Origin of the sequence: Williamsia phyllosphaerae (genome assembly GCF_014635305.1) — a bacterium.
GTDB lineage: Bacteria > Actinomycetota > Actinomycetes > Mycobacteriales > Mycobacteriaceae > Williamsia_A > Williamsia_A phyllosphaerae.
On record NZ_BMCS01000001.1, the window covers coordinates 1,370,971 to 1,396,424 of the forward strand.

At 67.9% G+C, this 25,454-nt stretch carries 23 protein-coding genes and 1 riboswitch; of the genes, 10 read left to right on the forward strand and 13 right to left on the reverse strand.

What is annotated here, in order from left to right; all coding sequences use genetic code 11:
- Positions 1-36 precede the first annotated feature (36 nt).
- Both IEV93_RS06395 and IEV93_RS06400 read left to right on the forward strand, forming a co-directional pair.
- Positions 37-345, forward strand: coding sequence for an NAD(P) transhydrogenase subunit alpha part 2 (locus tag IEV93_RS06395; RefSeq protein WP_188487992.1), 309 nt, complete (start codon positions 37-39; stop codon positions 343-345).
- A gap of 11 nt (positions 346-356) precedes the next feature.
- Complete coding sequence (locus IEV93_RS06400; protein WP_188490412.1) at positions 357-1,871, forward strand: NAD(P)(+) transhydrogenase (Re/Si-specific) subunit beta; 1,515 nt, start codon at positions 357-359, stop codon at positions 1,869-1,871.
- Between the two features lie 94 nt (positions 1,872-1,965).
- Here IEV93_RS06400 and IEV93_RS06405 read toward each other — a convergent pair whose 3' ends face one another.
- The 3 genes from IEV93_RS06405 to metE form a co-directional block, all read right to left on the reverse strand.
- Complete coding sequence (locus tag IEV93_RS06405; RefSeq protein ID WP_188487995.1) at positions 1,966-2,382, reverse strand: CARDB domain-containing protein; 417 nt, start codon at positions 2,380-2,382, stop codon at positions 1,966-1,968.
- A 163-nt stretch (positions 2,383-2,545) separates the two neighbouring features.
- Positions 2,546-2,935 carry a VOC family protein gene (locus tag IEV93_RS06410; protein WP_188487997.1) on the reverse strand — a complete coding sequence of 130 codons (390 nt, stop codon included), beginning with the start codon at positions 2,933-2,935 and terminating at the stop codon, positions 2,546-2,548.
- 73 nt (positions 2,936-3,008) lie between these two features.
- Complete coding sequence (gene metE / locus IEV93_RS06415; RefSeq protein ID WP_188487999.1) at positions 3,009-5,279, reverse strand: 5-methyltetrahydropteroyltriglutamate--homocysteine S-methyltransferase; 2,271 nt, start codon at positions 5,277-5,279, stop codon at positions 3,009-3,011.
- 183 nt (positions 5,280-5,462) lie between these two features.
- A riboswitch (cobalamin riboswitch) is annotated at positions 5,463-5,640 on the reverse strand.
- Positions 5,641-5,747: 107 nt separating this feature from the next.
- Here metE and IEV93_RS06420 point away from each other — a divergent pair.
- The 3 genes from IEV93_RS06420 to IEV93_RS06430 all read left to right on the forward strand — a co-directional run bounded on the left by IEV93_RS06420 (position 5,748) and on the right by IEV93_RS06430 (position 9,146).
- Positions 5,748-7,133, forward strand: a complete 1,386-nt coding sequence (locus tag IEV93_RS06420; protein ID WP_188488001.1) for a DUF2252 domain-containing protein — start codon at positions 5,748-5,750, stop codon at positions 7,131-7,133.
- Between the two features lie 52 nt (positions 7,134-7,185).
- A complete protein-coding gene (locus IEV93_RS06425; RefSeq protein WP_188488003.1) occupies positions 7,186-7,803 on the forward strand; it encodes a TetR/AcrR family transcriptional regulator in 618 nt (205 codons plus the stop codon).
- A gap of 89 nt (positions 7,804-7,892) precedes the next feature.
- A complete protein-coding gene (locus tag IEV93_RS06430) occupies positions 7,893-9,146 on the forward strand; it encodes an acyl-CoA dehydrogenase family protein (protein ID WP_229704924.1) in 1,254 nt (417 codons plus the stop codon).
- Between the two features lie 16 nt (positions 9,147-9,162).
- On the opposite strand, the gene IEV93_RS06435 is transcribed toward IEV93_RS06430, so the two are convergent.
- Together IEV93_RS06435 and IEV93_RS06440 are read right to left on the reverse strand one after the other, a co-directional pair.
- A complete protein-coding gene (locus IEV93_RS06435) occupies positions 9,163-9,903 on the reverse strand; it encodes a metallophosphoesterase (RefSeq protein ID WP_188488005.1) in 741 nt (246 codons plus the stop codon).
- Positions 9,904-9,961: 58 nt separating this feature from the next.
- On the reverse strand, positions 9,962-12,322 hold the full coding sequence (locus IEV93_RS06440; protein WP_188488007.1) for an ATP-dependent DNA ligase: 2,361 nt from the start codon (positions 12,320-12,322) through the stop codon (positions 9,962-9,964).
- A 273-nt stretch (positions 12,323-12,595) separates the two neighbouring features.
- On the opposite strand from IEV93_RS06440, the gene IEV93_RS06445 reads away from it, so the two are divergent.
- A complete protein-coding gene (locus IEV93_RS06445) occupies positions 12,596-13,159 on the forward strand; it encodes a hypothetical protein (RefSeq protein ID WP_188488009.1) in 564 nt (187 codons plus the stop codon).
- An 11-nt stretch (positions 13,160-13,170) separates the two neighbouring features.
- On the opposite strand, the gene IEV93_RS06450 is transcribed toward IEV93_RS06445, so the two are convergent.
- Positions 13,171-13,635: an SRPBCC family protein gene (locus IEV93_RS06450; protein WP_188488011.1), complete on the reverse strand. Its 465-nt coding sequence runs from the start codon at positions 13,633-13,635 to the stop codon at positions 13,171-13,173.
- A gap of 152 nt (positions 13,636-13,787) precedes the next feature.
- Between IEV93_RS06450 and IEV93_RS06455 the strand changes: the two genes are divergently transcribed.
- Entirely contained in the window at positions 13,788-15,413 is a 1,626-nt protein-coding gene (locus IEV93_RS06455) for a serine hydrolase (RefSeq protein WP_229704925.1), read from the forward strand.
- 17 nt (positions 15,414-15,430) lie between these two features.
- Here IEV93_RS06455 and curA read toward each other — a convergent pair whose 3' ends face one another.
- Positions 15,431-16,462: an NADPH-dependent curcumin/dihydrocurcumin reductase gene (curA, locus tag IEV93_RS06460; RefSeq protein ID WP_188488013.1), complete on the reverse strand. Its 1,032-nt coding sequence runs from the start codon at positions 16,460-16,462 to the stop codon at positions 15,431-15,433.
- A 92-nt stretch (positions 16,463-16,554) separates the two neighbouring features.
- The gene (locus IEV93_RS06465) at positions 16,555-17,010 is read right to left on the reverse strand and encodes an NUDIX hydrolase (protein WP_229704927.1); all 456 of its coding nucleotides are present in this window, start codon (positions 17,008-17,010) and stop codon (positions 16,555-16,557) included.
- Between the two features lie 155 nt (positions 17,011-17,165).
- Here IEV93_RS06465 and IEV93_RS06470 point away from each other — a divergent pair, with 155 nt between their 5' ends.
- From IEV93_RS06470 to IEV93_RS06480, 3 genes are all read left to right on the forward strand, one after another.
- Positions 17,166-18,089 (forward strand): FAD:protein FMN transferase, encoded by a 924-nt coding sequence (locus IEV93_RS06470; protein WP_188488017.1) that lies wholly within the window; start codon positions 17,166-17,168, stop codon positions 18,087-18,089.
- A 151-nt stretch (positions 18,090-18,240) separates the two neighbouring features.
- On the forward strand, positions 18,241-19,179 hold the full coding sequence (ku, locus tag IEV93_RS06475; RefSeq protein WP_188488019.1) for a non-homologous end joining protein Ku: 939 nt from the start codon (positions 18,241-18,243) through the stop codon (positions 19,177-19,179).
- A 125-nt stretch (positions 19,180-19,304) separates the two neighbouring features.
- Positions 19,305-20,174, forward strand: a complete 870-nt coding sequence (locus tag IEV93_RS06480; RefSeq protein WP_188490415.1) for an AurF N-oxygenase family protein — start codon at positions 19,305-19,307, stop codon at positions 20,172-20,174.
- 32 nt (positions 20,175-20,206) lie between these two features.
- Here the strand turns inward: IEV93_RS06480 and IEV93_RS06485 are convergent, their stop codons facing one another.
- From IEV93_RS06485 to IEV93_RS06505, 5 genes are read right to left on the reverse strand one after another with little or no spacing between them, the layout of a single operon-like run.
- Entirely contained in the window at positions 20,207-21,055 is an 849-nt protein-coding gene (locus IEV93_RS06485; protein ID WP_188488021.1) for an SDR family NAD(P)-dependent oxidoreductase, read from the reverse strand.
- A complete protein-coding gene (locus IEV93_RS06490) occupies positions 21,052-22,668 on the reverse strand; it encodes an FAD-dependent oxidoreductase (RefSeq protein ID WP_229704928.1) in 1,617 nt (538 codons plus the stop codon). The genes IEV93_RS06485 and IEV93_RS06490 overlap by 4 nt, the downstream gene beginning before the upstream one ends.
- A 58-nt stretch (positions 22,669-22,726) precedes the next feature.
- Entirely contained in the window at positions 22,727-23,347 is a 621-nt protein-coding gene (locus tag IEV93_RS06495; protein WP_188488025.1) for a TetR/AcrR family transcriptional regulator, read from the reverse strand.
- Between the two features lie 21 nt (positions 23,348-23,368).
- Positions 23,369-24,388 (reverse strand): crotonase/enoyl-CoA hydratase family protein, encoded by a 1,020-nt coding sequence (locus IEV93_RS06500; protein ID WP_188488028.1) that lies wholly within the window; start codon positions 24,386-24,388, stop codon positions 23,369-23,371.
- Positions 24,385-25,428, reverse strand: coding sequence for a hypothetical protein (locus tag IEV93_RS06505; RefSeq protein ID WP_188488030.1), 1,044 nt, complete (start codon positions 25,426-25,428; stop codon positions 24,385-24,387). Before IEV93_RS06505 ends, IEV93_RS06500 begins: the two co-directional genes overlap by 4 nt.
- Between the last annotated feature and the right edge of the window lie 26 nt (positions 25,429-25,454).

Below are 25,454 nucleotides of genomic sequence, written 5' to 3' on the forward strand. Positions count from 1 at the left end.
TGCCACGTCGTGGGTCACCGGAGAGGTGGGTGTCTGATGTACACCGGTCTTCTGGCAAACATTGCCATCCTCGTCTTGGCCGGGTTCGTGGGCTTCGCCGTCATCTCCAAGGTCCCCAACACCCTGCACACCCCACTCATGTCCGGCACCAACGCCATTCACGGCATCGTGGTGCTCGGTGCGCTCATCGTCCTCGGTGAACTGCCCGCGGACGCGAACTGGGGCGTCCGGATCATCGCGTTCGTCGCGCTGATCTTCGGCACGCTCAACGTGATCGGTGGCTTCGCCGTCACCGACCGCATGCTCGGCATGTTCAAGGGCAAGAAGAAGGAGGCATCGAAGTGAGCGGTTCGGTAATGCTGCTGGCGGCGGATGCCCATACTCCCAGCCAGGGCCTGTCCTACCTGGTGACGGCCCTCTACATCGTCGCGTTCGCGCTGTTCATCTACGGTCTCTCCGGTCTGACCGGCCCCAAGACCGCGGTGCGCGGCAACTGGATCGCCGCGGTCGGCATGGGTGTGGCCGTGGTCGCCACCCTGGTCTCGGTCTACAACAACGGTTCGACGGGCGACGACGGCGAGAAGACCGGCGTGCCCACCATCAACTGGATCCTCATCGCGGTGGGCCTGATCATCGGTGTCGCACTGGGCATCCCGCCCGCGTTGAAGACGAAGATGACCGCGATGCCGCAGCTGGTCGCGCTGTTCAACGGCGTGGGCGGCGGCACCGTCGCGCTCATCGCGTGGTCGGAGTTCATCGAGACGTCGGGCTTCTCGGAGTTCGGGGACACCGAGCCGGCTTCGCCGCTCGTCATCGGTTCGTTGATCGCCGCCATCATCGGTTCGATCTCGTTCTGGGGTTCGCTGGTCGCGTTCTCGAAGCTGCAGGAGATCCTGCCCAAGGGCCTGGAGAAGTTCTTCGTCGGCAACGCGAAGGTGTTCCAGGTCGCGAACATCGTCCTGCTGGCGCTGTCGGTGGGCATCGCTATCTTCCTGGGTGTGCAGGCCACCGACGGTGGCGGAGCAAGCGTCTGGTGGATCGTCGGACTGCTGATCGCCGCCGGCGTCATGGGTCTGTTCGTCGTGTTCCCCATCGGTGGCGCCGACATGCCGGTGGTCATCTCGCTGCTCAACGCCATGACCGGTCTGTCGGCCGCGGCTGCGGGAATCGCGCTCGACAACACCGCGCTGATCGTCGCGGGCATGATCGTCGGTGCCTCGGGCTCCATCCTGACCAACCTCATGGCGACCGCCATGAACCGGTCGATCCCCGCGATCGTGTTCGGATCCTTCGGCGGCGGAGACGCCGGCGCAGCAGTCGGCCCGGGCGGAGATCAGGGCACCGTCAAGGCGACCTCGGCCGCCGACGCCGCGATCCAGATGGCCTACGCCGGACAGGTCATCGTCGTCCCCGGCTACGGCCTCGCCGTCGCGCAGGCGCAACACGCGGTCAAGGACATGGCGTCGATCCTCGAGTCGAAGGGCGTCGAGGTGAAGTACGCGATCCACCCGGTGGCCGGACGTATGCCGGGACACATGAACGTGCTGCTCGCCGAAGCCGACGTCGAGTACGACGCGATGAAGGAGATGGACGACATCAACGGGGAGTTCTCCCGTACCGACGTCACCATCGTCATCGGCGCCAACGACGTCACCAACCCCGCGGCCCGCAACGATCCGAGTTCACCCATCCACGGCATGCCGATCCTCAACGTCGACCAGTCGCGGTCGGTGATCGTGCTGAAGCGGTCGATGTCGTCGGGCTACGCCGGTATCGAGAACCCGTTGTTCTTCGCCGACCAGACGTCGATGCTCTTCGGCGACGCCAAGAAGTCGGTCGGTGCGGTCATCGAGGAACTCAAGGCCCTGTAAGCCCCAGTTGGGCACGTAAACCCGTCGACTGGGCGGCTGCGGACGCCGAGTGGGCGGCTGCGGACGCTGACCGGGCGTTTGCGGACGCCGGATCTCAGCCGACGAGGAAGCGGAACCCGCTGATCGTGTTGTTGGCCGGGTTGGCGTCGCGCTGCTTCTCTTTCGCCGACACCGTGACCTGGCCGATGAGGATCCGCCCGATCATGCTGCGCGTGGCGATCCTGCGCGTCTCACCCGGACGGATCGAATCGACGGTGAAGCCGTCGCTGCCGGTGGGCGGGATCGACGTGACGACGACGGCGATGTCGGTGGCCGTCGCGTTCCCGCGGTTGCGGATGGTGATGCTGAACGGGATCTGATTTCCCTGCGCCCGCGGTCCGAGAACCGGGAGGGTGACGGTGAGGTCGGGACGGGCGGGCGCTGCCTGCGCGACCGCCGTCCCCGTGACGCCGCCGAGGACGCATGCCGCAGCGATCGTGGTGGCCACCGACCGGGTGATCAGAGATCTCATGTGCGCTCCCTCGTTCAGATGTACACAGAACTGTTGCAGAGATATTTAGCAGTTCTACGAGTCGGGCGTTGCGAATCCCGTGAACTGCCCACTCGACGTCCGTATCCGCCCACTCGACGTCCGTATCCGCCCACTCGGCGTCCGCAACCGCCCAGTCGACGGGTCAGGCGCTGGACTCGGGTCCGTGGGCCTCGTCGTGGGTGCGTCCGAGTATGCAGAACTCGTTGCCCTCCGGGTCGGCCAGGACGGTCCAGGTGACCGACGGATCCTGACCGACGTCGACGCGCCGCGCGCCCAACGCCACCACGCGGTCGATCTCCTCCTCCGTGGTGCAGCCGTCGGCGCGAAGATCCAGATGGAGTCTGTTCTTCACCGTCTTGGACTCGGGGACGGCAAGGAGGTCGATGGTCGGTCCCGATCCGTCGGCCGGGCCGATCTCGATGAGGGGACCGTCGACGTCGACGATCTCCCAACCGAGGACTCGAGTCCAGAACTCCGCGAGCAGGTGGGAATCGTGGGTGTCGATGGCGATCGACTCGATGCGGCTTGTCATGCGAATGAGGGTAAGTCGAACCCCGATCGGATGGACACGGAACATCCGTGTCCATCCGACGGGCTCAGGCGGTCTACAGCTCCGAGCGCACCATGTGCGCCGCGGTGACGAGATTGCGCAGTGAGGCCTCCACCTCGTCGGTCGAGCGCGTCTTCAGTCCGCAGTCGGGATTGATCCAGAGCCGCTGCGCCGGAACCGCATCCAGCGCGGCCTTCAGCGATGCCACGATCTCGCCGACCTCCGGGACGCGCGGTGAGTGGATGTCGTAGACACCCGGTCCGACACCGTTCGCGTAGCCGATGGCGTTCAGATCGTCGAGCACCTCCATGTGCGACCGCGCGGCCTCGATGGACGTCACATCGGCGTCCAGGTCGGAGATCGCGCCGATGACGGTGCCGAACTCGGAGTAGCAGAGGTGGGTGTGGATCTGCGTCGAATCGCGTACGCCGGATGTCGACAGCCGGAAGGCGTCGACAGCCCACGTGAGGTACGCCGCCTGGTCCTCGGACCGTAGCGGCAACAGCTCACGCAACGCCGGCTCGTCGACCTGGATGATGCCGATGCCTGCGGCCTCTAGGTCGACGGTCTCGGCGCGGATCGCGACCGCGATCTGATTGGCGCTGTCCGCCAACGGCTGATCGTCGCGGACGAACGACCACGCCAGGATGGTCACCGGTCCGGTCAGCATGCCCTTGACCGGACGATCGGTGAGCGACTGCGCGTAGTCGATCCAAGCCACTGTCATCGCGTGCGGCCTGCGGACGTCGCCGTAGAGGATCGGCGGACGCACGCAGCGCGTCCCGTAGGACTGCACCCACCCGTTCTCGGTGGCGAAGAACCCGTCGAGCTGCTCGGCGAAGTACTGGACCATGTCGTTGCGTTCGGGCTCGCCGTGCACGAGGACGTCGAGTCCCAGGTCCTCCTGCAACGCGATCACGCTCGCGACCTCGTCGCGCATCCGCTGCTCGTACTCGGCGACGCCGATCTCGTTCTTGCGCAGCGCCGCTCGCGCGAGCCGGATCGCCGACGTCTGCGGGTAGGACCCGATGGTGGTCGTGGGCACCTCGGGCAGGTTCAACCGCTCGTTCTGCGCCGTCCGACGGTCGGCCGACGGCCCACGGGCGATCCCTGCGCGCAATGCCTCCGCCACCTGCTCACGGACGCGGTCGTCGTGCACGCGGGGATCCGACCGCCGCGCGGCCAACGCCTGCGAGCAGTCATCCAGTGTCGTGCTGACCGATTCGCGTCCGTCGCGCAGCGCGGTGGCCAGGGTGACCACCTCGGCGACCTTCTCCTCTCCGAACGCGAGCCAACTCCGCAGAGTGTCGTCGAGCTCGGTCTCCGGGTCGAGGCTGTACGGGACATGCAGCGTCGAGCAGGAGGTCGACACCGCCACCGACGCAGCCGAACCCAACAGGGTGGCCAGCGTCGCCAACGACGCCGACAGGTCGTTGCGCCAGATGTTGCGGCCGTTGACGACGCCGGCGACGAGGAGCTTCGACGTCAACGTCGGCACCGTGGCGACCGCGTCGGCGGTGCCGCGGACCAGGTCGAGCGCGATGCCCTCGACGTCGGTGGCCGCCAGTGCGGGCAGTGCGTCGCGCAGGTCGCCGAAGTAGCTCGCGACGAGGATCGCCGGGCGGTCGGTCGCGCTGCCGAGTTCGCCATAGACGCGTGACGCGAGTCCGGCCGGGTCGTCGTGCAGGTCGGTGACCAGGGCGGGCTCGTCGATCTGCACCCACTCGGCGCCCGCAGATCGCAGTGTCGACAGCAGCTCGCGGTACAGCGGGATCACTTCGTCGAGCCGGCCAATCGGGGCGCCACCGTCGTCGACCGCCTTGCTCAGCAGCAGGAACGTGATCGGTCCGATGATGACCGGCCGGGCCGGGATGCCCAGCGAGAGAGCCTCGTCGAGCTCACCGAGCACCTTGCCCGGGTTCAGCGAGAACTCGGTGGACGCGGAGATCTCCGGGACGAGGTAGTGGTAGTTCGTGTCGAACCACTTCGTCATCTCCAGCGGTGCGATCCGTCCGGTTCCCCGGGCGGCCGCGAAGTAGCGATCCAGGTCGTCGGCGATCCCGGCGACCCGGGGTGGCAGTGCGCCGAGCAGGACGGCCGTGTCGAGCATCTGGTCGTAGAACGAGAAGGTGTTCACCGGGACCGAGTCCAGTCCGGCGGTATGCAACTTCTGCAGACCGTCGCGTCGGAGGTCGGTGGCCAGTGCGTGCAGCTGGGTCTGGTCGGTGCGTCCCGCCCAGTACGACTCGATCGCACGTTTGAGCTGCCTCTTCGGCCCGATTCGTGCGGAGCCCAGAGTTGTTGCGGTGAAAGGTGTACCAGTCATGTACGTGCAGATCCTTCGGTGCGTGCGGATGGACATCACCAAAGAACGTGGTACCGACGAGCCGGTCGCGTACCGATGGCACGCGACGATCCGACCCCGTGAGAGGGCACGGCACGACTCTTGCGGTCACACGCCCAGTCCACGAGGCGATGATCCGCCGGGTGCGGCGCACCCGGCACAGTTGGCAGGTCTTCGGACTCGTGGGCACAGAACTCTGGCCTAGTGGCCGACGCTTCCCAGCGGCTCCGCTCACGCGGACCCACCAGTGCTCATGTCGGCGGTCGTTCCCACTCACCGCTGCGGGACAGTCCCGGATTCTCACCGGGTTCCCTCTCGCCCGGTCATCGCCTTGGCGATGACCGCGCTCGATGCCGCACGACGGACTCAGGGGCTCCTGGGCGTCACTCGTACGGCAGACCAGCTGCGATCGCGACAGTACGCCCATCGGACCACCGATAGCATCCAGGCATGCCTTTCCATCACTTTCTCGAGCGTCACGACCACGACGCCGCCGTCGCGTTGGGAAAGTCCGTCCGAGACGTCCTGCCCCGCTCGGCGCTGGCCGATGTGCCCGCCTACGACCGTGACCTGGTGTCACTCGTCCGGGCGCAACATGCGGGCCGGATCCCCGAGCTCATCCCGCTGCGGATCGCGCGGATGAGTGAGTCGCCGTTCGCGTTCTACCGTGCGACGGCCGACATCATGGCCGGCGACCTCGCCGCCTCGCCGGTCACCGGTGTGGACGTGGTCATCAGCGGTGATGCGCACCTGGGCAACTTCGGTTTCTACGCGAGTCCAGAGCGTCGGATCCTGTTCGACCTGAACGACTTCGACGAGTCCGGGGTCGGACCGTGGGAATGGGACCTGAAACGCCTCGCCGTCAGCGCGGTGCTGTGCGCCCGGGCCGACGGTGCCGATCGCGACGACCAACGCGAACTGGCCGAGGAGGTCGTCGAGGGATACCGATCGGCGATCCGCAGCGCGGCCTCGGAGTCGGTGATCGATCGGTACTACACCTCGGTCGACGCCGAGGAACTCGCCGACACAGCGGGCGGATCGGTCGCCGATGTCATCGAGGAGGCACTGGTCAAGGCGCGCAGGCGAACTGCTGCGTCGATAGTCGACAAGATCACCGAGGTCGGTGCCGACGGGCGTCGGCGCATCACCCCGGATCCCCCGATCGTCGTACCGCTCTCGGCGCAGGATCCGAGCCGGGTGGAACTCGCCGGGCAGCGCGTCGACGAGATCTTCACGCACTACCTCGCCTCGGTGCGCACCGATGTCGCGCTGTTGCTGTCGCAGTTCGAGATCGTCGACGTCGCACGGCGGGTCGTCGGCGTCGGATCCATCGGCAACATCGCGCTGATCGTGCTGTTGGAGGGTCCGTCGAGGGAGCCGATGGTGTTGCAGCTCAAGCAGGCCGCGCCGTCGGTCCTGGAGACCAGTGGTGGCCGGACCGATGTGATCCCCGAGACCGAGCACACCCCGGCCTTCGCCCGCGACGCCGTCCGAGTGGTGGCGAGTGCACATGTGCTGCAGGCGAACTCCGATCCGTTCCTCGGGTGGACGGCGACGTCGGAGGGCGCGTTCTACTGGCGACAGTTCCGCGACATGAAGGGGTCGATCGACGCCACCGACCTCAGCGCACGGGAACTACGGCGCTACGGGCGTCTGTGCGCTCGGCTCCTGGCGCGGTCGCACAGCCAGAGTCCGGCGTTCGGTCAGATCGCGGGCTATCTCGGCAAGAAGAACAGCGTGGATCGGGCCGTCGCCCGCTGGTCCATCGGTTACGCCGATCAGGTCGACCGCGATTACGCGGACTTCCTCGCAGCGGCCGCGTCGGGCGCGATCTGACCCGGGTGCGGTCATCGTTGACCGTCGATTGCGCCGCGGATAGCCTCCACGGATGACGCAGGCGACCCCCGATCCCGTGCGGCGGACGCAGCGGGAGCGTCGCGCCGACAGCCGCACCCTCATCCTTGACGCGGCGGTCGAGTCGCTGGTCCGCAACGGGTACGCCGACACGACCACCGTCACGATCCAGGCGCTCGCCGGGGTGTCCCGGGGGAGGTTGCTGCATCACTTTCCCTCTCGTGACGCACTTCTCGTGGCCGCTGCCGAACATCTGGCCATCGAGCGCATCGATGAGATGGAACAGTGGTTCATCGAAGAACGAACGATCGGCGATCGCATCGACGTCGCCGTGGACTCCCTGTGGCGGACCTTTCGTCAGCCCTACTTCTGGGCGGCGATGGAGCTGTGGTCGGCGGCGAGGACGAATGACGACCTGCGGGGCGAACTCGACAGATCCGAGCATCGACTCGGTCGTGCGATCCAGGTCGTCGTCGCCACCATGTTCGGTCCCCGGCACAGCAGCCATCCCGCCTTCGGTGACGTGCGAGAGCTGCTCTTCACCAGCATGCGAGGCGTCGCCCTGACCTACGCGATCGAGCGGCGGGATCCGGACGGTGATCCCCACCTCGTGCTCTGGCGGCAGACAGCGCACCGTCTGCTCGACGACTGATCCTCGACCTCTGGCAGGAGTTCTGGTTCACTTACGGTCAACCGTGACTGTAAGTGAGTCCGCCCACCCCTCCTCGAAGGAGAACGTCCATGACAGCGACCACAGCCGCCGAGGTCCGTAGGCGGGTCCCGCGCACGCAGGACACCATGACCCACGACGTGTGGCTCCCCGATGAGATCGTCGACCTGCGAGCCGAGGCGCGGGCCGCCGTCGAGAAGCGACTCGTCCCGTTCGCCCGCGAGATCGGCGAACGCGAGGAGTCGGTGGACAGTTTTCCGTGGGAGGCCTTCCGAGGCCTCGCCGACGAGGGGTTGTTCGCGGTGCCGTTCGACTCCGAACACGGACGGGGTCTGGACCACCCGATCCTCGGGACCTGCACCGTCACCGAGGAGATCGCCTATCACTCGTCGTCGATGGCCGGTGTCTATGACGGGCAGTGCATCCTCGTCCCCCAGACGCTGTCCTTCGCGTCCGAGGAGCTGCGGGCACGACTGATACCCGAGTTGATCAGCGGCGCGACGGCGTTCTCGTTCGCCACCACCGAACCGGACACGAGTTCCGATCTCACCGCCGAACGGATGTGCACGGTGGCCGAGGAGACCGCGGACGGGTTCGTCGTGAACGGGCGGAAGCGGTGGATCACCAACAGCGTCGTCGCCGGCTGGGTCTCGGTGCTGGTGCGTGCGGGATCCGGGAGCAATCGGGCCACCATGCTGCTGGTGGATCTGTCGTCACCGGGTATCCGCATCGGCACCCCCGACCTCAAGATGGGGCACCGCGGTCAGATCACCGCCGACATCGTGTTCACCGACGTGCTCGTTCCCCGCGCCAATCTGCTCGGCGCAGCGGGCGACGGACTGGGAGTCGCGTTGTCGGCTCTGGTCCGCGGTCGGATCGGTGTCGGGGCAGCCGGCGTCGGGGTGGCCCAGGCGGCGTTGGATCTCGCCGTCGATCGGCTACGCACCCGACACGTCTTCGGTGCCCCGCTGGGGGCGATGCAGCACTGGCAGTTCACCATGGCGCAGCGCGCGACCGAGATCGAGTGCGCCAGAACGCTGTATCAGAAGGCGGCCACCCTGCTCGACCGTGGGGATCGCAGCGCGGAGCCCGAAGCGGCGATGGCCAAGGCCTACGGGACGAGGCTGGCCAACGACATCGTCCGTGAGGCCATCCAGATCCACGGTGCACTGGGCTTCGCGCGACAGGTCTCGGAGAGCGGGGAGTCGGTCCGGCTCGAGGAGATGTATCGCGACGCGAAGATCCTCGAGATCTTCGAGGGCGCGAACGAACTCCAGCAGTGGATCGTCGCCCGCCGACTGATCGGCCGCGACGTCACCGGCTGACCGCACCCGTGGGAGATCAGACCACGACGGATCGGAAATGCGTGATCATCCGCCAGCCGTCGAGGGTGTGGAAGGCCAGTCCCGCGGGCTGCGACGTGTTGACGATGTCGTCGCCCTCGCACGGCAGGTTCAGTGTCGACGACACCCCCGGCGCGATACACAGTGGGCGCCCGGCGAAGCTGGTGACGGCGCCGGTGTGCGCATGCCCGCAGAGGAATCCGACGATGTTGGGATGCTTGCCGGCGACCGCCGCGAGCCGCTCCTCGCCGCGTTGGCGGATGTTGTCCATGAACGGCATCAGCAGCATCACGGGCGGATGGTGGAAGCAGACGAACACCGGGATCTGCGGCCCCACGGCGGTGATCTGCTCGTCCATCCATGCCAACGTCGCGTTGCTGAGGTAACCGTCGTTGCGTCCGGGAACGCTACTGTCGCACATCAGGAACAGAGCGCCGGCGATGACCTCGGCCCGATTGATGGGATTGTCGTGGGTGTGCCTGCCCAGCAGCCCGTACCCGAACTCGTCGCGCCGATCGTGGTTGCCCGGGATGATCAGCGTCGGGATCGGTGACCGCAGCGTCGCCGCGGCCTCCTCGTACTGGGCGGGCGTGCCCTCGTCGGTGATGTCCCCGGTGACCACGAGCGCGTCGATCGCCCCCGACCGAACCGCCAGGTAGTCGAGGACGGCCTGGATGCGGCGGCGGTTGTGCTCACCCCCGTCGAAGTGGAGGTCGCTGATGTGCGCGACGGTCAGCACCGCACTGCTCCGAACTGCACCGATCCGACCTCCCCGACTCCTGCGTGAAGATCAATGATCACAGATCCCCCGGCAATTTGTCCCTGCGGATGCCCCGCCAGCTCGGGTGGCGGAGGTGACCGGTGCTGGTCCAGTCCATGAAGCGCACCTCGGCGACCACCTTCGGCAGCACCCACACCGCGTCGTGCTCGACCGGCCGATCGAGCCGATCGACGAACGGCGACGTCTTCCGCTTGAGCGGGAGGAGTTCCGCCGCGAGTGCGGTCAGCTGCTTGTCGGTCAGTCCGGTGCCGACCCGCCCGACGTAGCGCAGCCCCGTCTCCTCGGGCAGGCCGACCAATAGGGAGCCGATGGTGTTGGCGCGGTTGCCCTTCCCCGGGCGCCACCCGCCGACGACGACCTCGATGTCGCTCCAGTTCTTCTGTTTGAGCCACGTCTGCGAACGTCGTCCCTGCTGGTAGACCGAGTCGCGGCGCTTGGCCACGACCCCCTCCCAGCCCTTCTCCCGACTCTGGGCCACCGCCTCGACCCCGGAACCGGCCAGCAGCGGTGGCACCTCGATCGCCGGGTTGGACGCGAAGACCGGCGCGAGCTCGTCGAGCAGGGCGCGGCGGTCCTCCCACGGCATCCGGATCAACGACGACCCGTTGAGGTAGAGCACGTCGAACAGGAGCAGCTTGATGTCGAACTTCTCGTCGGTGTGTGCGCGGCTCGCCAACAGTGTGAAGTTGGTGCGGCCGTTGCTGTCCACGGCCACGACCTCGCCGTCGAGCACCGCGTCGATGAGCCCGAGGTCGTCGGCGACGGAGTGCAGTTGCGGGAAGTCCTTGGTCATGTCGATCCCGGACCGGCTGCGCAGTCGTAGCTCGCCCCGGGTGTACTCGAGCAGGATGCGGTAGCCGTCCCACTTGCCCTCGAACGCCCACGTGGTCGGATCGAGCTTCTCGACGGGGTCCTCGGTGGCGAGCATCGGTCGGGGATCGCGCAGGCTGTCGGGCAGGATCGGTCGCGGCTCGTCCGACATGAGGTGGGCGAGCCAGTTCTTGTCGCCGGTCTTGATCAGGGCGTAACGACCCTGGATGCGTTCGCCGTGCAACCGCACGATCACCTCGTTGTCACGCCACTTCTCGGTCTCGTAGGTGCCGTGATCCCAGATCTCGACGTGGCCACCGCCGTACTCGCCGGACGGGATGTCACCGGCGAACGTCGCGTAGTCGAGCGGGTGATCCTCGGTGTGTACCGCGAGCCGGTTCTGGTCGCCGTCGAGCGGCAGGTTCTTCGGAACGGCCCACGACACCAGGACCCCGTCGCGTTCGAGCCGGAAGTCGTAGTGCAGGCGACGGGCGTGGTGCTCCTGGATGACGAAGATCGGCGCTGCGGGCTCGGCGGTCGCCGCGGCAGTCGTGTGCGCGGTGTCGCCGAACGGCTCCGGGGTCTTCGCCTCGTCCCGCTTGCGGCGGTACTCGCCCAGGTCGACGACCTCCCGTTCACCCTCGGCGGCGGCGGCCGGCGGCGCCTCCGGGGCGTCGATGGCGTCGTCGAGTCCGGCGAGGATGTCGCCGTGGGTGTCGATGCGCTCGAGCACCTCGGTGAAGTCGAGCTGACGGATGTCGCTGTCGGTCAACTCGTCCCAGAAACGCGGAGCCGCCGCCCACGGGCGTTCCCGACCGCGCAGCGAATACGGCGACAACGTCGTCTTGGAACCGCTGTTCTGGCTCCAGTCGATGAACACCTTGCCCGGGCGTAACGCCTTGCTCATGGAGGCGGTGACATCGTCGGGTCGCTCGGCCGCCAGCGCGGTCGCGATCTGCTTCGCGACGGCCCGCGCGCCGTCCGACGACACCGCCCTGGGCAACGGGGCGTAGACGTGAATTCCCTTGCTGCCACTGGTCACCGGGTAGGACTCCAGTCCCGCGCTCGCCAACAGATCGCGCACGAGCAGCGCGATCTCCGCGCACTGCGACAGCGCGACGTCGGGGCCAGGGTCGAGGTCGAGCACGAGACGGTTCGCGCGGCGGTCCGCCTTCGCCATCGTGACCTCGGTGGCGTCAGGCGGGAACGTCCATTGCGGCACATGCAGTTCGAGTGCCGCCTGCTGCCCGAGCCACACCAGGTCGGCGCGCGACGCCGCCACCGGATAGGTCGCCTCGCGATCGCTGTGCTCGATCGACCGCCGCTCGATCCAACTCGGTGCACTGTCGGGAAGGTTCTTCTCGAAGAACGGTTGTTTCGCAACCCCGTCGGGCCACCGCTTGCGGGTGATGGGGCGTCGCCACAGATGCGGCAGCATCACGTCGGCGACGCGGTTGTAGTAATCGATCACCTCGTACTTGCGGGTCCCCGTCTCGGGATAGATGACCTTGTCGAGGTGGGTGACGGCGACGAGCCGCCCGTCGACGTCGATCGAGTCACCGGCCATGCGTCCAGTGTCCCAGCCGCGGCAGTCCCCGTCACGGGTCACGTACCGCCGCGCCCCCCGTCTGGCGATTTCGGTCTACGGTGGAGTGGTTGCTCCTGAAGTCAGCCGGGTCGACAGAACTTCTGTTCGTCCACCCGCTCCGGGAATCACCGGTCGCGGATTCACCCGAAGCGACAACACATTCCATCGTCTCCCGACGACGCGATGTCGTCGCTCTCGTCGCCGCCCGTCGGTTAGGCCGATGGCCGTGCGGCACGTCCCGAGAGGACACCCATGTCCGTACGTATCACCACCGCCCGCTCACTCCATGATCTCGGTGCCGCAGCCTGGTTCGGCGGTTCGCTGATGGGCGCCCTGGGCGTCAACGGCGCGGCCGCAGCGGTCCGCGATCCCAAGGACCGCGCCCGGGTCGCGGCTGTGGGGTGGGCCAAGTGGTCGCCGGCCAACGCCGCGGCCATCGCCGCCCACGTCGTCGGCGGCGCCATCGTCCTCTACGACAACCGCGGTCGGGCAGTGCACCAGGCCGGTGTGCGCTCCAACACCGTCACCAAGCTGGTCGTGACCGGGGCGGCGCTGGGCGCGACCCTGTACAGCGGTGTGCTGGGTGCGAAGACGGCACAGGGTGACGGATCGCCCGTTCACGGCGCGACCGATCCCGCACCGTCGACCCCGCCGGAGGTCGCCAACGCGCAGAAGCAGCTCCGCTACCTGCAGTGGGCGCTCCCCGTGCTGACCGGAACCATCGTGGTGCTCGGCGCACAGCAGGGTGAGCAGCAGCGTCCGACACAGATCGCCTCGGGACTCGCGAGCACCCTCGCGCGTCGCGTCGCGAGCTGACCGAGGCTCCCTCAGTCGCGCTCGGCGATCCCCTTGATGCGGGCCAGCGTCTTGGGGATCCCGCTGTGCGCGGCATCGATCCGGTTCTGGATCTGCGCGTCCGCCTCGTCGCCGTACTTCTCGTGGAAGTACGCGATTCCGTCGTCCGTGAAGTGCCACGACTCGGTCAGTCGGGTACCGCCGTCCACGGGTGCGAGTGTGTAGCCCCACCGGCTGTACTTGCCGCCCACCTTCCAGGCGAACTCCTCGCCGGGAGTCGCCGCGACGACCTCCGATCGGGTCTCCCAGGTCCGATCGGGGGTTTCGTTGCGTCCGGTGAACCACGCGCCCACCTCGGGACCCTGACCGTCGTCCCACCAGCACGCCGCACAGATCGGACTCCACTCCCCGGTGCGGGTGACGTCGGAGACCAACGCGTACAGCGCGTCTGGAGTCGCATCGATGACGATCGAATCGGAGAATGTCAGATTGCTCATGGTCCGACCGTAACCCCGGGCGAATTCCGCAGTCGCTAAGCCTCATCAACGATGTCGCATATGTCGTAGTCGGCCCACGACGCTGATCAGTGGGTTTACGCTCCGACCAGCACAGCCGCCGACGAGGGCGGCGCGTCGAGCGGAGACGAACAATGCGTGCATCTGTGGACATGCGTCGTGACGGACATCGACAGAAGCGTGCGTGGACCACCGCCATATCCTTGGTCGCCGTGTGTGCCCTCGGCGCCGCATGCGATTCCGGGTCGTCATCGGGTCCGGCCGCGTCGAGCGCGTCCGACGCCGCCGACGTGAACGCCGCGGCCGCCAACCCGATCGACCCCGGCGCCATCGACAAGGCGGTCGGTCAGATCGACGGCATGGTCGACGAACTGATGCGCGCGACCGGCACCCCCGGCATGGCGGTGGCCGTGGTGCACGGGGACAAACAGGTCTACGCCAAAGGGTTCGGGGTCGCGAACATGGCGACCGGTGCCAAGGTCGACGCCGACACCGTCTTCCAGCTGGCCTCGGTGTCGAAGTCGATCGGGTCGTCGGTGGTCGCCGCCGAGGTCACGAAGAAGGCCATCACCTGGGATACCCCGGTCGTGGCCAATCTCCCGTCGTTCACGCTGTCGGACCCGTGGGTCACGACCCACGTCACCGTCGCCGACATGTACTCGCACCGTTCGGGTCTGCCCGAACACGCCGGCGACAAGCTCGAGTCGATCGGCTACTCGCAACAGGATGTGTTGGCCCGGATGCGCAGCGTCCCGCTGTCGCCGTTCCGTGCGACGTACGACTACACCAACTTCGGCCTCACCGCGGCCGCGGAGTCGGTTGCGGCGAAGGCCGGGAAGGACTGGGCCACACTGTCGGCCGACACCATCTACACCCCGCTGGGGATGTCCTCGACGAGTTCGCGGTACTCCGACTTCGTCTCGCGCCCCGACCGCGCAGTCGGACACATCAAGATCGACGGCAAGTGGGCCCCGACCACGTTCCAGCGGGAGCCCGACGCCCAATCACCCGCCGGTGGTGTCAGTTCGTCGGTCGACGACCTGTCGCACTGGCTGGAGATGATGCTCGGTGACGGCACCTATCAGGGTCGCCAGATCGTCAGCCCCGAGTCCATGACCCCCGCCATCTCACCCGAGATCGTGTCGAACCCGCCCGCCGGCCCCGCCGACCGTGCGGGCTTCTACGGATACGGGTTCAACTCGTCGGTCACCGCCGACGGCCGCACGATGTACTCGCACTCCGGGGCGTTCAGTTCCGGCGCGGGAACGAATTTCGTCGTGATCCCGTCCGCCGACGTCGCCATCGTGACGCTGACCAACGCCGCGCCGACCGGGGCCGCGGAGTCGCTCGGCATGCAGTTCGCCGATCTGGTCCAGTACGGCGAACGGCGCACGGACTGGTTCGACCTGTACGGCCCGGCCTTCGAGGAGCAGAGCAAGCCGTTCGGGTCGTTGGTCGGCGTCACGCGACCCGCCCCGTCGACACCGACGCAGCCGTTGGCGTCTTACGCCGGTACGTACACCAACGGTTACTACGGTCCGGCGACGGTGGCCGAACGCGGTGGCACGCTGCAGCTCTCGCTCGGACCCGACGGACGCACCACGTACCCGCTCACACATTGGAGTGGCAACGAGTTCACCTACTCGATGCGGGACGAGAACGCCGAGGACGGGTCGATCTCGAAGGTGACCTTCGACGGCCCGTCGATGACGATCGAGTACTACGACGACGAGGAGAGCAACGGCGTGTTCACCCGCTGAGCGCCGAACGCGAAGCGCTACTCGGCGATCCGTACCACCGTCTTGCCGAAGTTCTTGCCCGAGAGCATGCCGCGGAACGCGTCGAGGGTGTTGTCGAATCCCTCGACGACGTGCTCGCGGTACTTCAGCGATCCGTCGGCGACCCAGCCCGACGCGTCGCGCAGGAACGAGTCGAACTGGTCGTTCGCGAACTCGGTCTGGATGAAGCCGCGCACGGTGAGGCTCCGAGAGAGGATCTGACCCATCAGGGCCCCGCTGCGATCGGGCCCGTCGGGCAGCTCGGTGAGGTTGTAGTTGGCGACCAGGCCGCACACCGGGATCCGACCGTAGGTGTTCATCCGCGGCAACACCGCGTCGAACACCTTGCCGCCGACGTTCTCGAAGTAGACGTCGATACCACCGGGGACCGCCGCCTTGAGCTGGTCGGCGAAGTCGTCGGCGCGGTGGTCGATGGCGGCGTCGAATCCGAGCTCGTCGGTGAGGTAGGCGACCTTGTCCGGTCCACCGGCGATGCCGACGGCACGGGCGCCCTTGATCTTCGCGATCTGGCCGACGGCCGAGCCGACGGGACCGGTGGCCGCGGCGACCACGACGGTCTCGCCCTCCTTCGGCGCCCCGATGGTGAGCAGACCCGAGTAGGCGGTGAACCCGGGCATCCCGAGGACCCCGAGGGCCGTCGACGCGGGCACCGAACTGGTGTCGAGCTTGCGCAGGTAGGAGGTGGACTCGACCGAATGGGTCTGCCAGCCGCCGTAGCCGAGGACGATGTCGCCGGGCGCGAAGGCGGAGTCGGTGGACTGCAGCACGCGGGAGACGGTCGCACCGACCATGGTCTGGTCGATCTCCACCGGCGCGGCATACGACTTGGCCGAGCTCATCCGTCCACGCATGTACGGGTCGAGCGACAGGTCCAGCGTCTGCAGCAGCGCCTGTCCGTCAGCGAGCTCGGGGAGCGGAGCCTCCTCGAATCGGACGTCGGAGTCCTTCGGTTCGCCGTGCGGCCGTGCCGCCAGGACGATCCGTCGGGTGGTCTGCTGCTCGCTGCTCATCGTGCTCCTTCGTGTGTGTCCGTACTTTCTTGCTCCGCGTAACGACCGCCTTGTGGCACTTTGTTCCACAAGCCTGCGGTCGGTGCGGTGACTCACAGCGGCGTCGCGGAGCCCCGGTCGGTGAGGGCAGGCCACACGCGGTCGGTCAGCAGCGGCGCAAGCGGTACGCCGGCGTCGTCGTGCCGCAGGTCCAGCCAGCGGACCTCGTCGATCTCCGACACGGGCACGCCGGCCAGGACGACTGCGGCGTCGAATCTGCCCGCGACGACGTACACGTGTGCGTCGACGACGTGGTCGGGCTCGTTGGCCGCGTCGGCGCGGAAGTGGCCCAGCAGCTCGAGCGAGGCGTCGGCAACGATCACACCGACCTCCTCGGCGCTCTCCCGCACGGCCGCGTCGACGGGCGACTCCCCGGACTCGAACTTCCCTCCCGGGAGCATGAACGTGCTGGTGCCGCGCTTGCGGACGGTGAGGATCCGACCGTCGGTATCGGTGATGACGACGGCAGACACATGGATGACCGGGGCGTCGGCGGAGGTGTCGGGCACGCGCCCATGATGCCTGCTGATCGCTGCGGACAACTCCCAGCCGCAGCTCAGCGACCTCACAGCCGCGGCCTCGACACTGGAGCGCACAGCAGAAGGGAGAGTGTCGTGAGCACTCCAGAACGAGATACCCGGCGACAGGACGAGCGGGGCCGGGGATGACCGCCACATGCACCTGGCGGATCTGGGGCCTCGAGGCGTCGCTGACCGTGACCGACCCGCACCGACTGGGCGAGGCACGGTCGATCGTCGACACGATCGTGGCCGACGTCGACCGCGCATGCAGCCGGTCGCGTCCGGATGCCGAGCTCTACGGCAGGTCGATACGTCGCGGACGTCCGACGCGGATCTCACCGGCGCTGTGCACTCTCGTCGACGCGGCCCTCGACGCCGCCCGTGCATCCGACGGCGCGGTGGACCCCACCGTGGGCCGGGCGCTGGTCTCCCTCGGCCGCAACCGGCATCTCGCGACCGAGTCGGGCCGTCCGGAACAGGCCGCCCACGCGGACGGCACGCTGCACGTCGGGCCCGCCGATCACACCGTGATCCGCAGGCACGGTGACATGCTCGTCGTACCCGAGGGCATCACGTTGGACCTGGATGCGACCGCGAAGGCCGTCGCCGCGGATCTCGCCGCCGACGTCATCGCCGACGAGATCGGATGCGGCGTCATGGTGGACCTGGGTGGCGACATCGCCGCCCGGGGCGAGACGCCCGTGGGTGGTTGGCAGGTGACCATCGACGACGGGCCGGACGAACCACGCACCCAGATCGCCCTGCAGGGCGACTGCGCCGTGGCCACCTCGAGCACGCTGCACCCTCGGTGGCGTCACCGCGGTCGGTCTATGCACCACATCATCGATCCCGCCACCGGCCTGCCGGCCGAGGAGCGGTGGCGCACCGTGACCGTGGTCGCCGGACGCTGCGTCGACGCCAACACCGTCAGCACCGCGTGCATCGTCAAGGGCGCGGCGGGGGCGGACTGGGTTGCCGCGACCGGACTTCCGGCCCGCCTGGTCGCGGCGGACCGGTCGATCATCGGGTGCAACGGCTGGCCCGCCCCCGATCGACTCGCGGCCTGACCGTCGGCGACCCGCGATGACTTTCGGCATCGGCGGTGGTCTGACCTGACGACCCCGGCGTGCACGCCCGTGCGCGCCGGGGGCGAACAGGAGGTCACGGAATGCACACAGGGGGCTGCGCAGGGAGCGTGGTGTCGGCACAATGATGTCCATGCGCTCGATCTGGAAAGGCGATCTGAGCTTTGGCCTGGTGAACGTACCGGTCAAGGTCTATTCGGCGACGGAGAGCCACGACCGCAGCTCGCACCAGGTCGACTCGAAGGACGGCACCCGGATCCGATACCGCAAGGTACGGGAGGGAACCGATGAGGAGATCCAGTTCTCCGACATCGCCAACGCCTACGAGAGCGACAGCGGCGAGACGGTGATCCTCACGAAGTCCGACCTCGCCGAGCTGCCGGTGCAACGCAGCCCCGAGATCTCGATCACCGGGTTCGTCCCGCGCGAGCAGATCGACCCGATCTACTACGACAAGCCGTACTACCTCGAACCGGCGTCCAAGTCGCCCAAGGCCTACGTGTTGTTGCGTCAGGCCCTCGCCGACACCGACCGCGTGGCCGTCGTGACGTTCACCCTGCGCAACCGCACCCGGCTGGCCGCGTTGCGGGTCGTTGGCAACGTGATGACCCTGCAGACACTGCTCTGGCCGGACGAGGTCCGGCAGGCTGACTTCCCGTCGCTCGAGGAGGAGCCGACCATCCGGCCGCAGGAACTCGAGATGGCCGCGTCGTTGATCGACAGCATGGCCGGCGATTTCGATCCGTCCGAACACGAGGACACCTACCAGCTCGAGCTCTCGAAGCTGATCGAGGCGAAAGCCGATGGCACCGAGGCATTCCCGACCCCGGAGAAGGCCGACTCCGACGACGACGAGGACTCCGAGGTCGCCGACCTGCTCGCAGCGCTGCGGGCGTCGGTGAAGAGCCGCGGCGGTTCCGATGAGTCGGAGGCGTCGGAGAAGGCGCCGGCCGCCAAAGCTCCCGCGAAGAAGGCCGCTGCCAAGAAAGCCCCGGCCAAGAAGGCGGCCGCGAAGAAGACCACGGCGAAGAAGGCTCCCGCGAAGAAGGCCGCCGAGCGCAAGGCCGGCTGAGTCCCCTCCTCGACTCGTTCGCTCTGTCGTCGATCTCCGATCGCGTATACAGTGACACTGATGAATGGCACATTCAATGGTGGGAGTATCGCGTGACCGTGCTGCAGAGTTCGCTGGACCGGGGCATGGACCAGGTCTCGAGTCGCCTGGTGGAGTCCTCGACCCGATCGTCGCGCAACGCGATGGCCGAGATCGACTGGGATCTGCCCCTGGATCCGACGATGTACGCGTGTCGCCCGGAGTGGTCGGCGCTCTACGGGACCGAGTACTGGGACGAACTGACCACCGAGCAACGGATCCGTCTGACCCGCTACGAGTTCGCGTCGGTCATGACCATCGGCATCTGGTTCGAGATGATGCTGCAGGAGATGATCATCCGCGACCAGCGGTCGGCCGACTACCACTCGTCGGAGTTCCAGTTCGCGATGACCGAGGTCGCCGACGAGTGCCGACACTCACTCATGTTCGCGCTCGCCTCGCAGAAGATGGTCGGGGCGTCGTACCACCCGTCGCGTCGGGTGGCCCGGATGGGCAAGGTCTTCATGAACACCGCCAAGAACGAGGTCGCGTACGCGGGGATCCTGATCGCCGAGGAGATCCTCGACGTGATGCAGCGCGGGTCCATCGGCGACGACACGGTGCTGCCGATGATCCACACGGTCAACGAGATCCACGTCCTGGAAGAGTCCCGCCACATGCGGTTCGCACGGGAACAGGTCCGGGGGTCGATGGCCGGAGTCGGACGTCTCCGCCGCGAGACCAGTGCGGTGCTCGTCGCCCTCGGCGCCGAGATGATCGTGCTCAATCTCGTTCGCCCGCAGGCGTTCGTCGATGCCGGTCTGGACAAACACCGTGCCGTCGGCGCGATGCTCTCGAACGAGCACCGGCACCGGATGTTGCGGAGCGGTTGCGTGCACCTGATGCAGTTCCTCGACGAGGTCGGTCTGCTGACCCCGTCCGCCGAGAAGATCTACCGGCGCACGCATCTGCTGTAGAGATCTGGGTCGCCCGACCGGCGTTTCGATGGTCAGGGGCGTCTGCTGGTCCGCGGACCCCGGTAGACCGCGGCGATCTTTCGGCGGCCGATCATCCGACCGGTCGCCGGGAAGAGTCGCCGACCGGCGCTCATCAGAGCAGGGATCCGCCCCGGGATCACCTGCTCACGTCCGGAGTCGACGGCGTCGAGGGTCTGCGTCGCGATCTGGGCGACATCGACCTTCGGAATGGTCAGCGTGTGCGCGCGGTTCTCCGGGGTGCGCGTGGCGTCGAGGGCGGCCACCAGTGGTGAGTCGAACTCGCCTGGGCAGATCAGGTGGATTTCGAGTCCCTGCGGCTCGAGTTCGAAACGCAGCGCATCGGTGAAGCCGACGAGTGCGTGCTTCGCCGCGCAGTACGGCGTGTAACCGAAGACCCCGGTGAGGCCGGCGATGGACGCGATGGTCACGATCCGACCGCCCGGATGGGGAAGGTGCGGCAACGCGGCACGGATGACTTTCACCGTGCCGTGGAAGTTGATGTCCATGACCTCGGTGAATGCCGTGGCAGGCAGGGTCTCGAAGTATCCCTCGCGCATGATGCCCGCTGAGTTGACCAGGAGCTCGAAGGGATGGGTCCCTGCGAGCGTTCCCAGCGCCCCGACCACTCCGTCCGCGTCGCCGATGTCGACCGAAAGCGTCCCGACCTCTGTTCCAGAAGCAGCCCGTGCCCGTAGCGATTCCGCTGCCGCCGCCAAGCGGGACTCGTCGCGGGCGAGCAGGGTGACCGAGACGCCGCGCGCCACCAGCTGCCTGCTGATCTCCAGGCCCAGCCCGGACGAACCGCCGGTGACCACCGAATGACGGCCGGGTCGCAACCACGGGTCGCGACGCCGCGTCATCGTGTCCCCGCCGGTGTCGCGGCGGCGTCGGCCGCTGCCGCGGGGGCTTTGTCGGGGACGTGCGACATCGCCTCCTCCGCCATCGCGGTGATGGTGAGGCTCGGGTTGACGCCGGCGTTGGCGGGAACGGTGGACCCGTCGGTGATGAGCAGGTTGCGGTAGCCGAAGGCGCGTCGGTACCGATCGACCACACCGTGTTCGGGCCCGTCCGCGATCACCGCGCCACCGAGGATGTGGGCAGTCGTCGGTCGGGCCAGCAGCGACTCCGTGATGGCCGTCGAACCGTATCCACCCATGTGACGGAGCGCCGACTCGGCGATCGTCCGTGCTATCGGCAGGTCGCCCTCGGGTGCCGGGCCGTCACCGAGTGCGGTGTTGATGCGGCCGAACCGATGTCGGCGTCGGAGTCGTAACGCGGTGTCGGTGCTCTGCATGATGGTGAAAACCACCGATCGCCTCGACCAGCCGGACAACCGGGTGGGACTGAGCCACCGCAAGGGACGTGTCAGCGTGGCGACGATGAACTGCATCAGACGCATCCGACCCCCGGTGAGCGGCCCGAAGGTGAGGCCCATCGCGTCACCGCCGAGGCCGTAGGTGTTGTTGGTGAAGTGGATCTGATCGGTCGGATGGATGCTGGTCGTGATGGCGATGTCGCTGCGGAAGTCAGCGGTCTTGTCGGCCGCGGTGACCGCGACGATGGCCTCGCTGTTGGTTCGCACAAGGTGTCCGAGCCGGTCGGACAGCCGCGGCAGTGAACCTCGATCTCGCAGGGTGCGCAACAACAGGTTCGTCCCCAGTGCCCCGCCCGCCATGACCACGCCACCGGTGGTGACCGTTCGCCGGTCACGCCGCAGAATCGAGCCGGAGCGAACCGTTGTCACGGCGTATCCCCCGGACCCGTCGGGCGCCCCGATCGGGGTGATGTCGACGACGGTCCGGCCGGGTTCGATTCGTGCGCCACGCTTCTCGGCCATGTGGAGGTAGTTCTTCTCGAGGGTGTTCTTGGCGTTGTGTCGGCAGCCGAGCATGCACTGACCGCAACGGATGCAGCCGGCGCGGTCGGGTCCGTCACCGCTGAAATAGGGGTCGGGGACTCGGACGCCCGGCTCGCCGAGGAAGACTCCGACCTCAGTCGGGTGGCAGCGGTCCGCGACGCCGAGGTCGTCGGCGATCGCGTGCATCAGGGTCTCGCTCGGACCGTCGCCTGCGAAGGTCGTGACGCCCAGCATGTGTTTGGCGGTGTCGAAGTGCGGGGCGAGCGCAGAACGCCAGTCGGCGAGCTCGGACCACTGGGGGTGGCGGTAGAAGTCGTCGGAGTGCGGGACGTACAGGGTGTTCCCGTAGACCAGCGAGCCACCGCCGACGCCGACGCCGCTGATGACCGTGACGTGCGAGAACGGAGTCATCGCCATGATGCCGTGCAGCCCCGCGAACGGCGCCCAGAGCAGTTTGCCCACCTGCCAGGCGCTGGCCGCGAAGTCGGTGTCGGCGAAGCGGCGGCCCTTCTCGACGACGGTGACGTCGTACCCCTTCTCGGTCAGGCGTAGCGCCGCGACGCTCCCACCGAAACCGGAACCGACGACGATCCAGTCCTTCTGATGCGGCGACAAGGCAAGCACTCTCCTCAATGTGATGACAAGCGTCATCACATTAGCGCAGCGGTAGCGATCAACGGAGGGAGTCGGCGATGGCCACCAGAATCCGTGTGGAGGCCGAGACGAGCACGGCGCGGTCCGTGGCGTACCCCTCGATCAGCCATGCGGTACCGACCTGACGGATGCCGCCCACCGCCGATGTCATCAGCACCCGACGTTCGTCGTCGTGGTCGGTGACGGACGGATCGACACGGATCTGCGAAGCGAGCAGGTCGCCGAACCGGTTGAGGGTCTCGAGGTACAACTGGTCGACCCGCCGGCTGACGCCGAGGACCTCGAGCCAGACCACCCGCGCCAACAGGGGGTTCTCGGTGACGCGGAAAAACGCGTCGAGTCCGTGGCGGGCGAGCGTCGCCGGATCGGCGTCAGGCGGCAGCGCAGACAGTTCGGTGACCACGGCCGACATCATCGTCTCGACGCACTCGGCGTACACCGCGAGGAGAAGGTCCTCGAGGGTCGGGAACTGGTCGTAGAAGTAGCGATCGGCCACCTTCGCGTCGCGACACACGCCGCGCACGGTCGCCGCACGGAAGCCCACCGACCCGAAGATCTCCAGACCTGCGTCGAGGATCTGTCGGCGTCGCCGGTCGTCGCGCGCGGCCGACGTCTCGCCCCCATAGCTCCGGCTGCTCATCCCGGTTGTATACCCGACGCCTCAGGATTTCTTCTGGTCCCCGAAGGCCTCGTCGCGTTCGCGGACCGCCTGGCGGAAGCCGACTGTGGCCGAACGGGTCTGGAAGGCGTAGCCCTCGCGGCTGTGTCGCGACACCCCGTCGAACACCGTGCTGATCAACGCCGAGTTGGCGATGCCCTGGGCGTGTAGGGCCGAGTTCAGCGCCAGCTTGATCATCATCAGCTGGTTGACGGGCATCTGTGCGATGCGGGCCACGTAGTCCTCGACGAGTTGGTCGAGCTCCTCGGCGGGGGCGGCATCGACGGCGAGTCCCCAGTCCAGGGCCTGGCGGCCGGTGATGCAGTCGCCGGTGAACAGCAGTCGTTTGGCCCGTTGGTCCCCGATGCGGTGCGCCCACAACCCGGTGGCCGGGACACCCCACACGCGGGTGGGTGGATAGCCGATCTTGGTGTCGTCCGCGGCGATGATCTGGTCGCAGTGCAGGGCGATGTCGGTGCCGCCGGCCACGCAGAATCCGTGCAGCTTGGCCACCACCGGCTTGTTGGCGTGCATCAGGCTCGCGAAGCCGCGGTTGTAGCGGCTCATCATGGCGTAGTCGATCATCGGATCCCAGACGCCGCTCGGATCATGGTTCGCCGCCTGGACTCTCGGGTCCAACGGGGTGTCGCGGACGCGGTCGGGGCCGTCGCCCTCGGGTCGCTGGCTCCGCTCGGCGAAGGCGCCGAGGTCGTAACCGCCGCAGAATCCCTTGCCCCGACCGGACAACAGGATGACGTGAACCCGTGGATCGAGATCGGCACGTTCGACCGACGCCACCAGATCGAGCGGGGTGTCGGCGGTGATCGCGTTGCCCTGCTTGGGCCGGTTGAACGTGATCCGCGCGATGCGCCCGGTCACCTCGTAGGTCAGCGTCGGGAACTCCAGCGAATCGGGTGGGGGAGTGTCGCGGGTCGCGGAGTAGAGCGAGTCGATGCCCTCGTCCCATCCCTCACGCCACGCCGCCGGCCGCTCGGCCGCGCTCTTCTCGCTGTCGGTGCTCATCGCTGCAGCCCTTCGTCGTCGGTCGGATCGTCCACCGGGGGATCGTCGTCGATCCTCCCGCCTCGGCGCGCGCGGTGTCGGAGAATCAGCGTCCCGCCCCCGAGGACCAGCAACGTCAGCAGCCCGGCGACCGCGGCCCACAGGATCGAGCGCGCGATCAGCGGGGCGTTGTCGCGGGCGAGGACGACCTGGCGGTCGGTCGCGTCCACCGACGCGGGCGGGGTGAGTGCGGACTCCGGACCCAGATCGGCCTGCGCCGCGGCGATGTTGCCGTCGATGGACTTCAGGACGTTGGTCAACTGCCCGAACGACTTCGACAGCGTGTTCGCCGCCTCGACCGCGCGCGGCCGGGCCGACGACAGTGTCCCGAACCCGTCGCTGAGCTGGGTGGCGGACCGCCGGGCCGAACCGATGACGCCGTCGACACTGCCCGCCGCCGACCGCGCCGACGGCCCCAGCCCCGCTAGCGCACCCTGCAGACCGGCCACCCCGCCGGTCGCCGAGGTGAGACTGCGCGCCGCGCTCTGCAACGACCGCAGCGCCGGGAGACTCGGGCGTGCACCGGGGATGGCGTTGGACTGCACCGCCGCGACGACCCGGTCGATCAACGCGCTGAGCGGACCGACCGCACCCGACAGCGACGAGACCTGCGTCAACGCCCGGGATGCGGCGGTGGTCGCCTGGGCCAGGTCGTCCCCCGCGGCCGACAGCGACGGGGCCTGCTGCAGCGCGCCTGCCAACTGCTGGGCGCCGGTGCGAGCGGTGTCGACGGAGTCGAAGACCTGCCCGACACCCGTCGTCAGCGTGGTGATGGTGGCGGTACCGCCGGAGACGGCCGCGGTGAGAAAGCTGAACAGGAGCTTCGCCTCGGACAGCGAGTCGCGCGCGGACTGGACCTTTTCCGGGCGCGGGTCGGCGGTCTGGGGAGCGGTGATCGGCCGCGACGGCGCACCGGCGGCGAAGACCGATCCGCCGACGATCGCGGACACCAGCACCACGGCCAGGAACACCGGCACCCGTCCGGGCAGGCGGGAGAGCATCGCCGTCACCTCTTCTTCGACACACG

What these genes read in the sequence shown, in the direction of transcription:
- IEV93_RS06505 (WP_188488030.1), bottom strand. Translation starts at nt 25,428, where the DNA reads ATGCTCTCCCGCCTGCCCGGACGGGTGCCGGTGTTCCTGGCCGTGGTG.
- curA (WP_188488013.1), bottom strand. Translation starts at nt 16,462, where the DNA reads ATGAGCAGCGAGCAGCAGACCACCCGACGGATCGTCCTGGCGGCACGG.
- IEV93_RS06420 (WP_188488001.1), top strand. Translation starts at nt 5,748, where the DNA reads ATGCCTTTCCATCACTTTCTCGAGCGTCACGACCACGACGCCGCCGTC.
- IEV93_RS06425 (WP_188488003.1), top strand. Translation starts at nt 7,186, where the DNA reads ATGACGCAGGCGACCCCCGATCCCGTGCGGCGGACGCAGCGGGAGCGT.
- IEV93_RS06495 (WP_188488025.1), bottom strand. Translation starts at nt 23,347, where the DNA reads ATGAGCAGCCGGAGCTATGGGGGCGAGACGTCGGCCGCGCGCGACGAC.
- IEV93_RS06455 (WP_229704925.1), top strand. Translation starts at nt 13,788, where the DNA reads ATGCGTGCATCTGTGGACATGCGTCGTGACGGACATCGACAGAAGCGT.
- IEV93_RS06440 (WP_188488007.1), bottom strand. Translation starts at nt 12,322, where the DNA reads ATGGCCGGTGACTCGATCGACGTCGACGGGCGGCTCGTCGCCGTCACC.
- metE (WP_188487999.1), bottom strand. Translation starts at nt 5,279, where the DNA reads ATGACTGGTACACCTTTCACCGCAACAACTCTGGGCTCCGCACGAATC.
- IEV93_RS06445 (WP_188488009.1), top strand. Translation starts at nt 12,596, where the DNA reads ATGTCCGTACGTATCACCACCGCCCGCTCACTCCATGATCTCGGTGCC.
- IEV93_RS06485 (WP_188488021.1), bottom strand. Translation starts at nt 21,055, where the DNA reads ATGACGCGGCGTCGCGACCCGTGGTTGCGACCCGGCCGTCATTCGGTG.
- ku (WP_188488019.1), top strand. Translation starts at nt 18,241, where the DNA reads ATGCGCTCGATCTGGAAAGGCGATCTGAGCTTTGGCCTGGTGAACGTA.
- IEV93_RS06430 (WP_229704924.1), top strand. Translation starts at nt 7,893, where the DNA reads ATGACAGCGACCACAGCCGCCGAGGTCCGTAGGCGGGTCCCGCGCACG.
- IEV93_RS06480 (WP_188490415.1), top strand. Translation starts at nt 19,305, where the DNA reads ATGGACCAGGTCTCGAGTCGCCTGGTGGAGTCCTCGACCCGATCGTCG.
- IEV93_RS06410 (WP_188487997.1), bottom strand. Translation starts at nt 2,935, where the DNA reads ATGACAAGCCGCATCGAGTCGATCGCCATCGACACCCACGATTCCCAC.
- IEV93_RS06400 (WP_188490412.1), top strand. Translation starts at nt 357, where the DNA reads ATGCTGCTGGCGGCGGATGCCCATACTCCCAGCCAGGGCCTGTCCTAC.
- IEV93_RS06450 (WP_188488011.1), bottom strand. Translation starts at nt 13,635, where the DNA reads ATGAGCAATCTGACATTCTCCGATTCGATCGTCATCGATGCGACTCCA.
- IEV93_RS06500 (WP_188488028.1), bottom strand. Translation starts at nt 24,388, where the DNA reads ATGAGCACCGACAGCGAGAAGAGCGCGGCCGAGCGGCCGGCGGCGTGG.
- IEV93_RS06395 (WP_188487992.1), top strand. Translation starts at nt 37, where the DNA reads ATGTACACCGGTCTTCTGGCAAACATTGCCATCCTCGTCTTGGCCGGG.
- IEV93_RS06470 (WP_188488017.1), top strand. Translation starts at nt 17,166, where the DNA reads ATGACCGCCACATGCACCTGGCGGATCTGGGGCCTCGAGGCGTCGCTG.
- IEV93_RS06405 (WP_188487995.1), bottom strand. Translation starts at nt 2,382, where the DNA reads ATGAGATCTCTGATCACCCGGTCGGTGGCCACCACGATCGCTGCGGCA.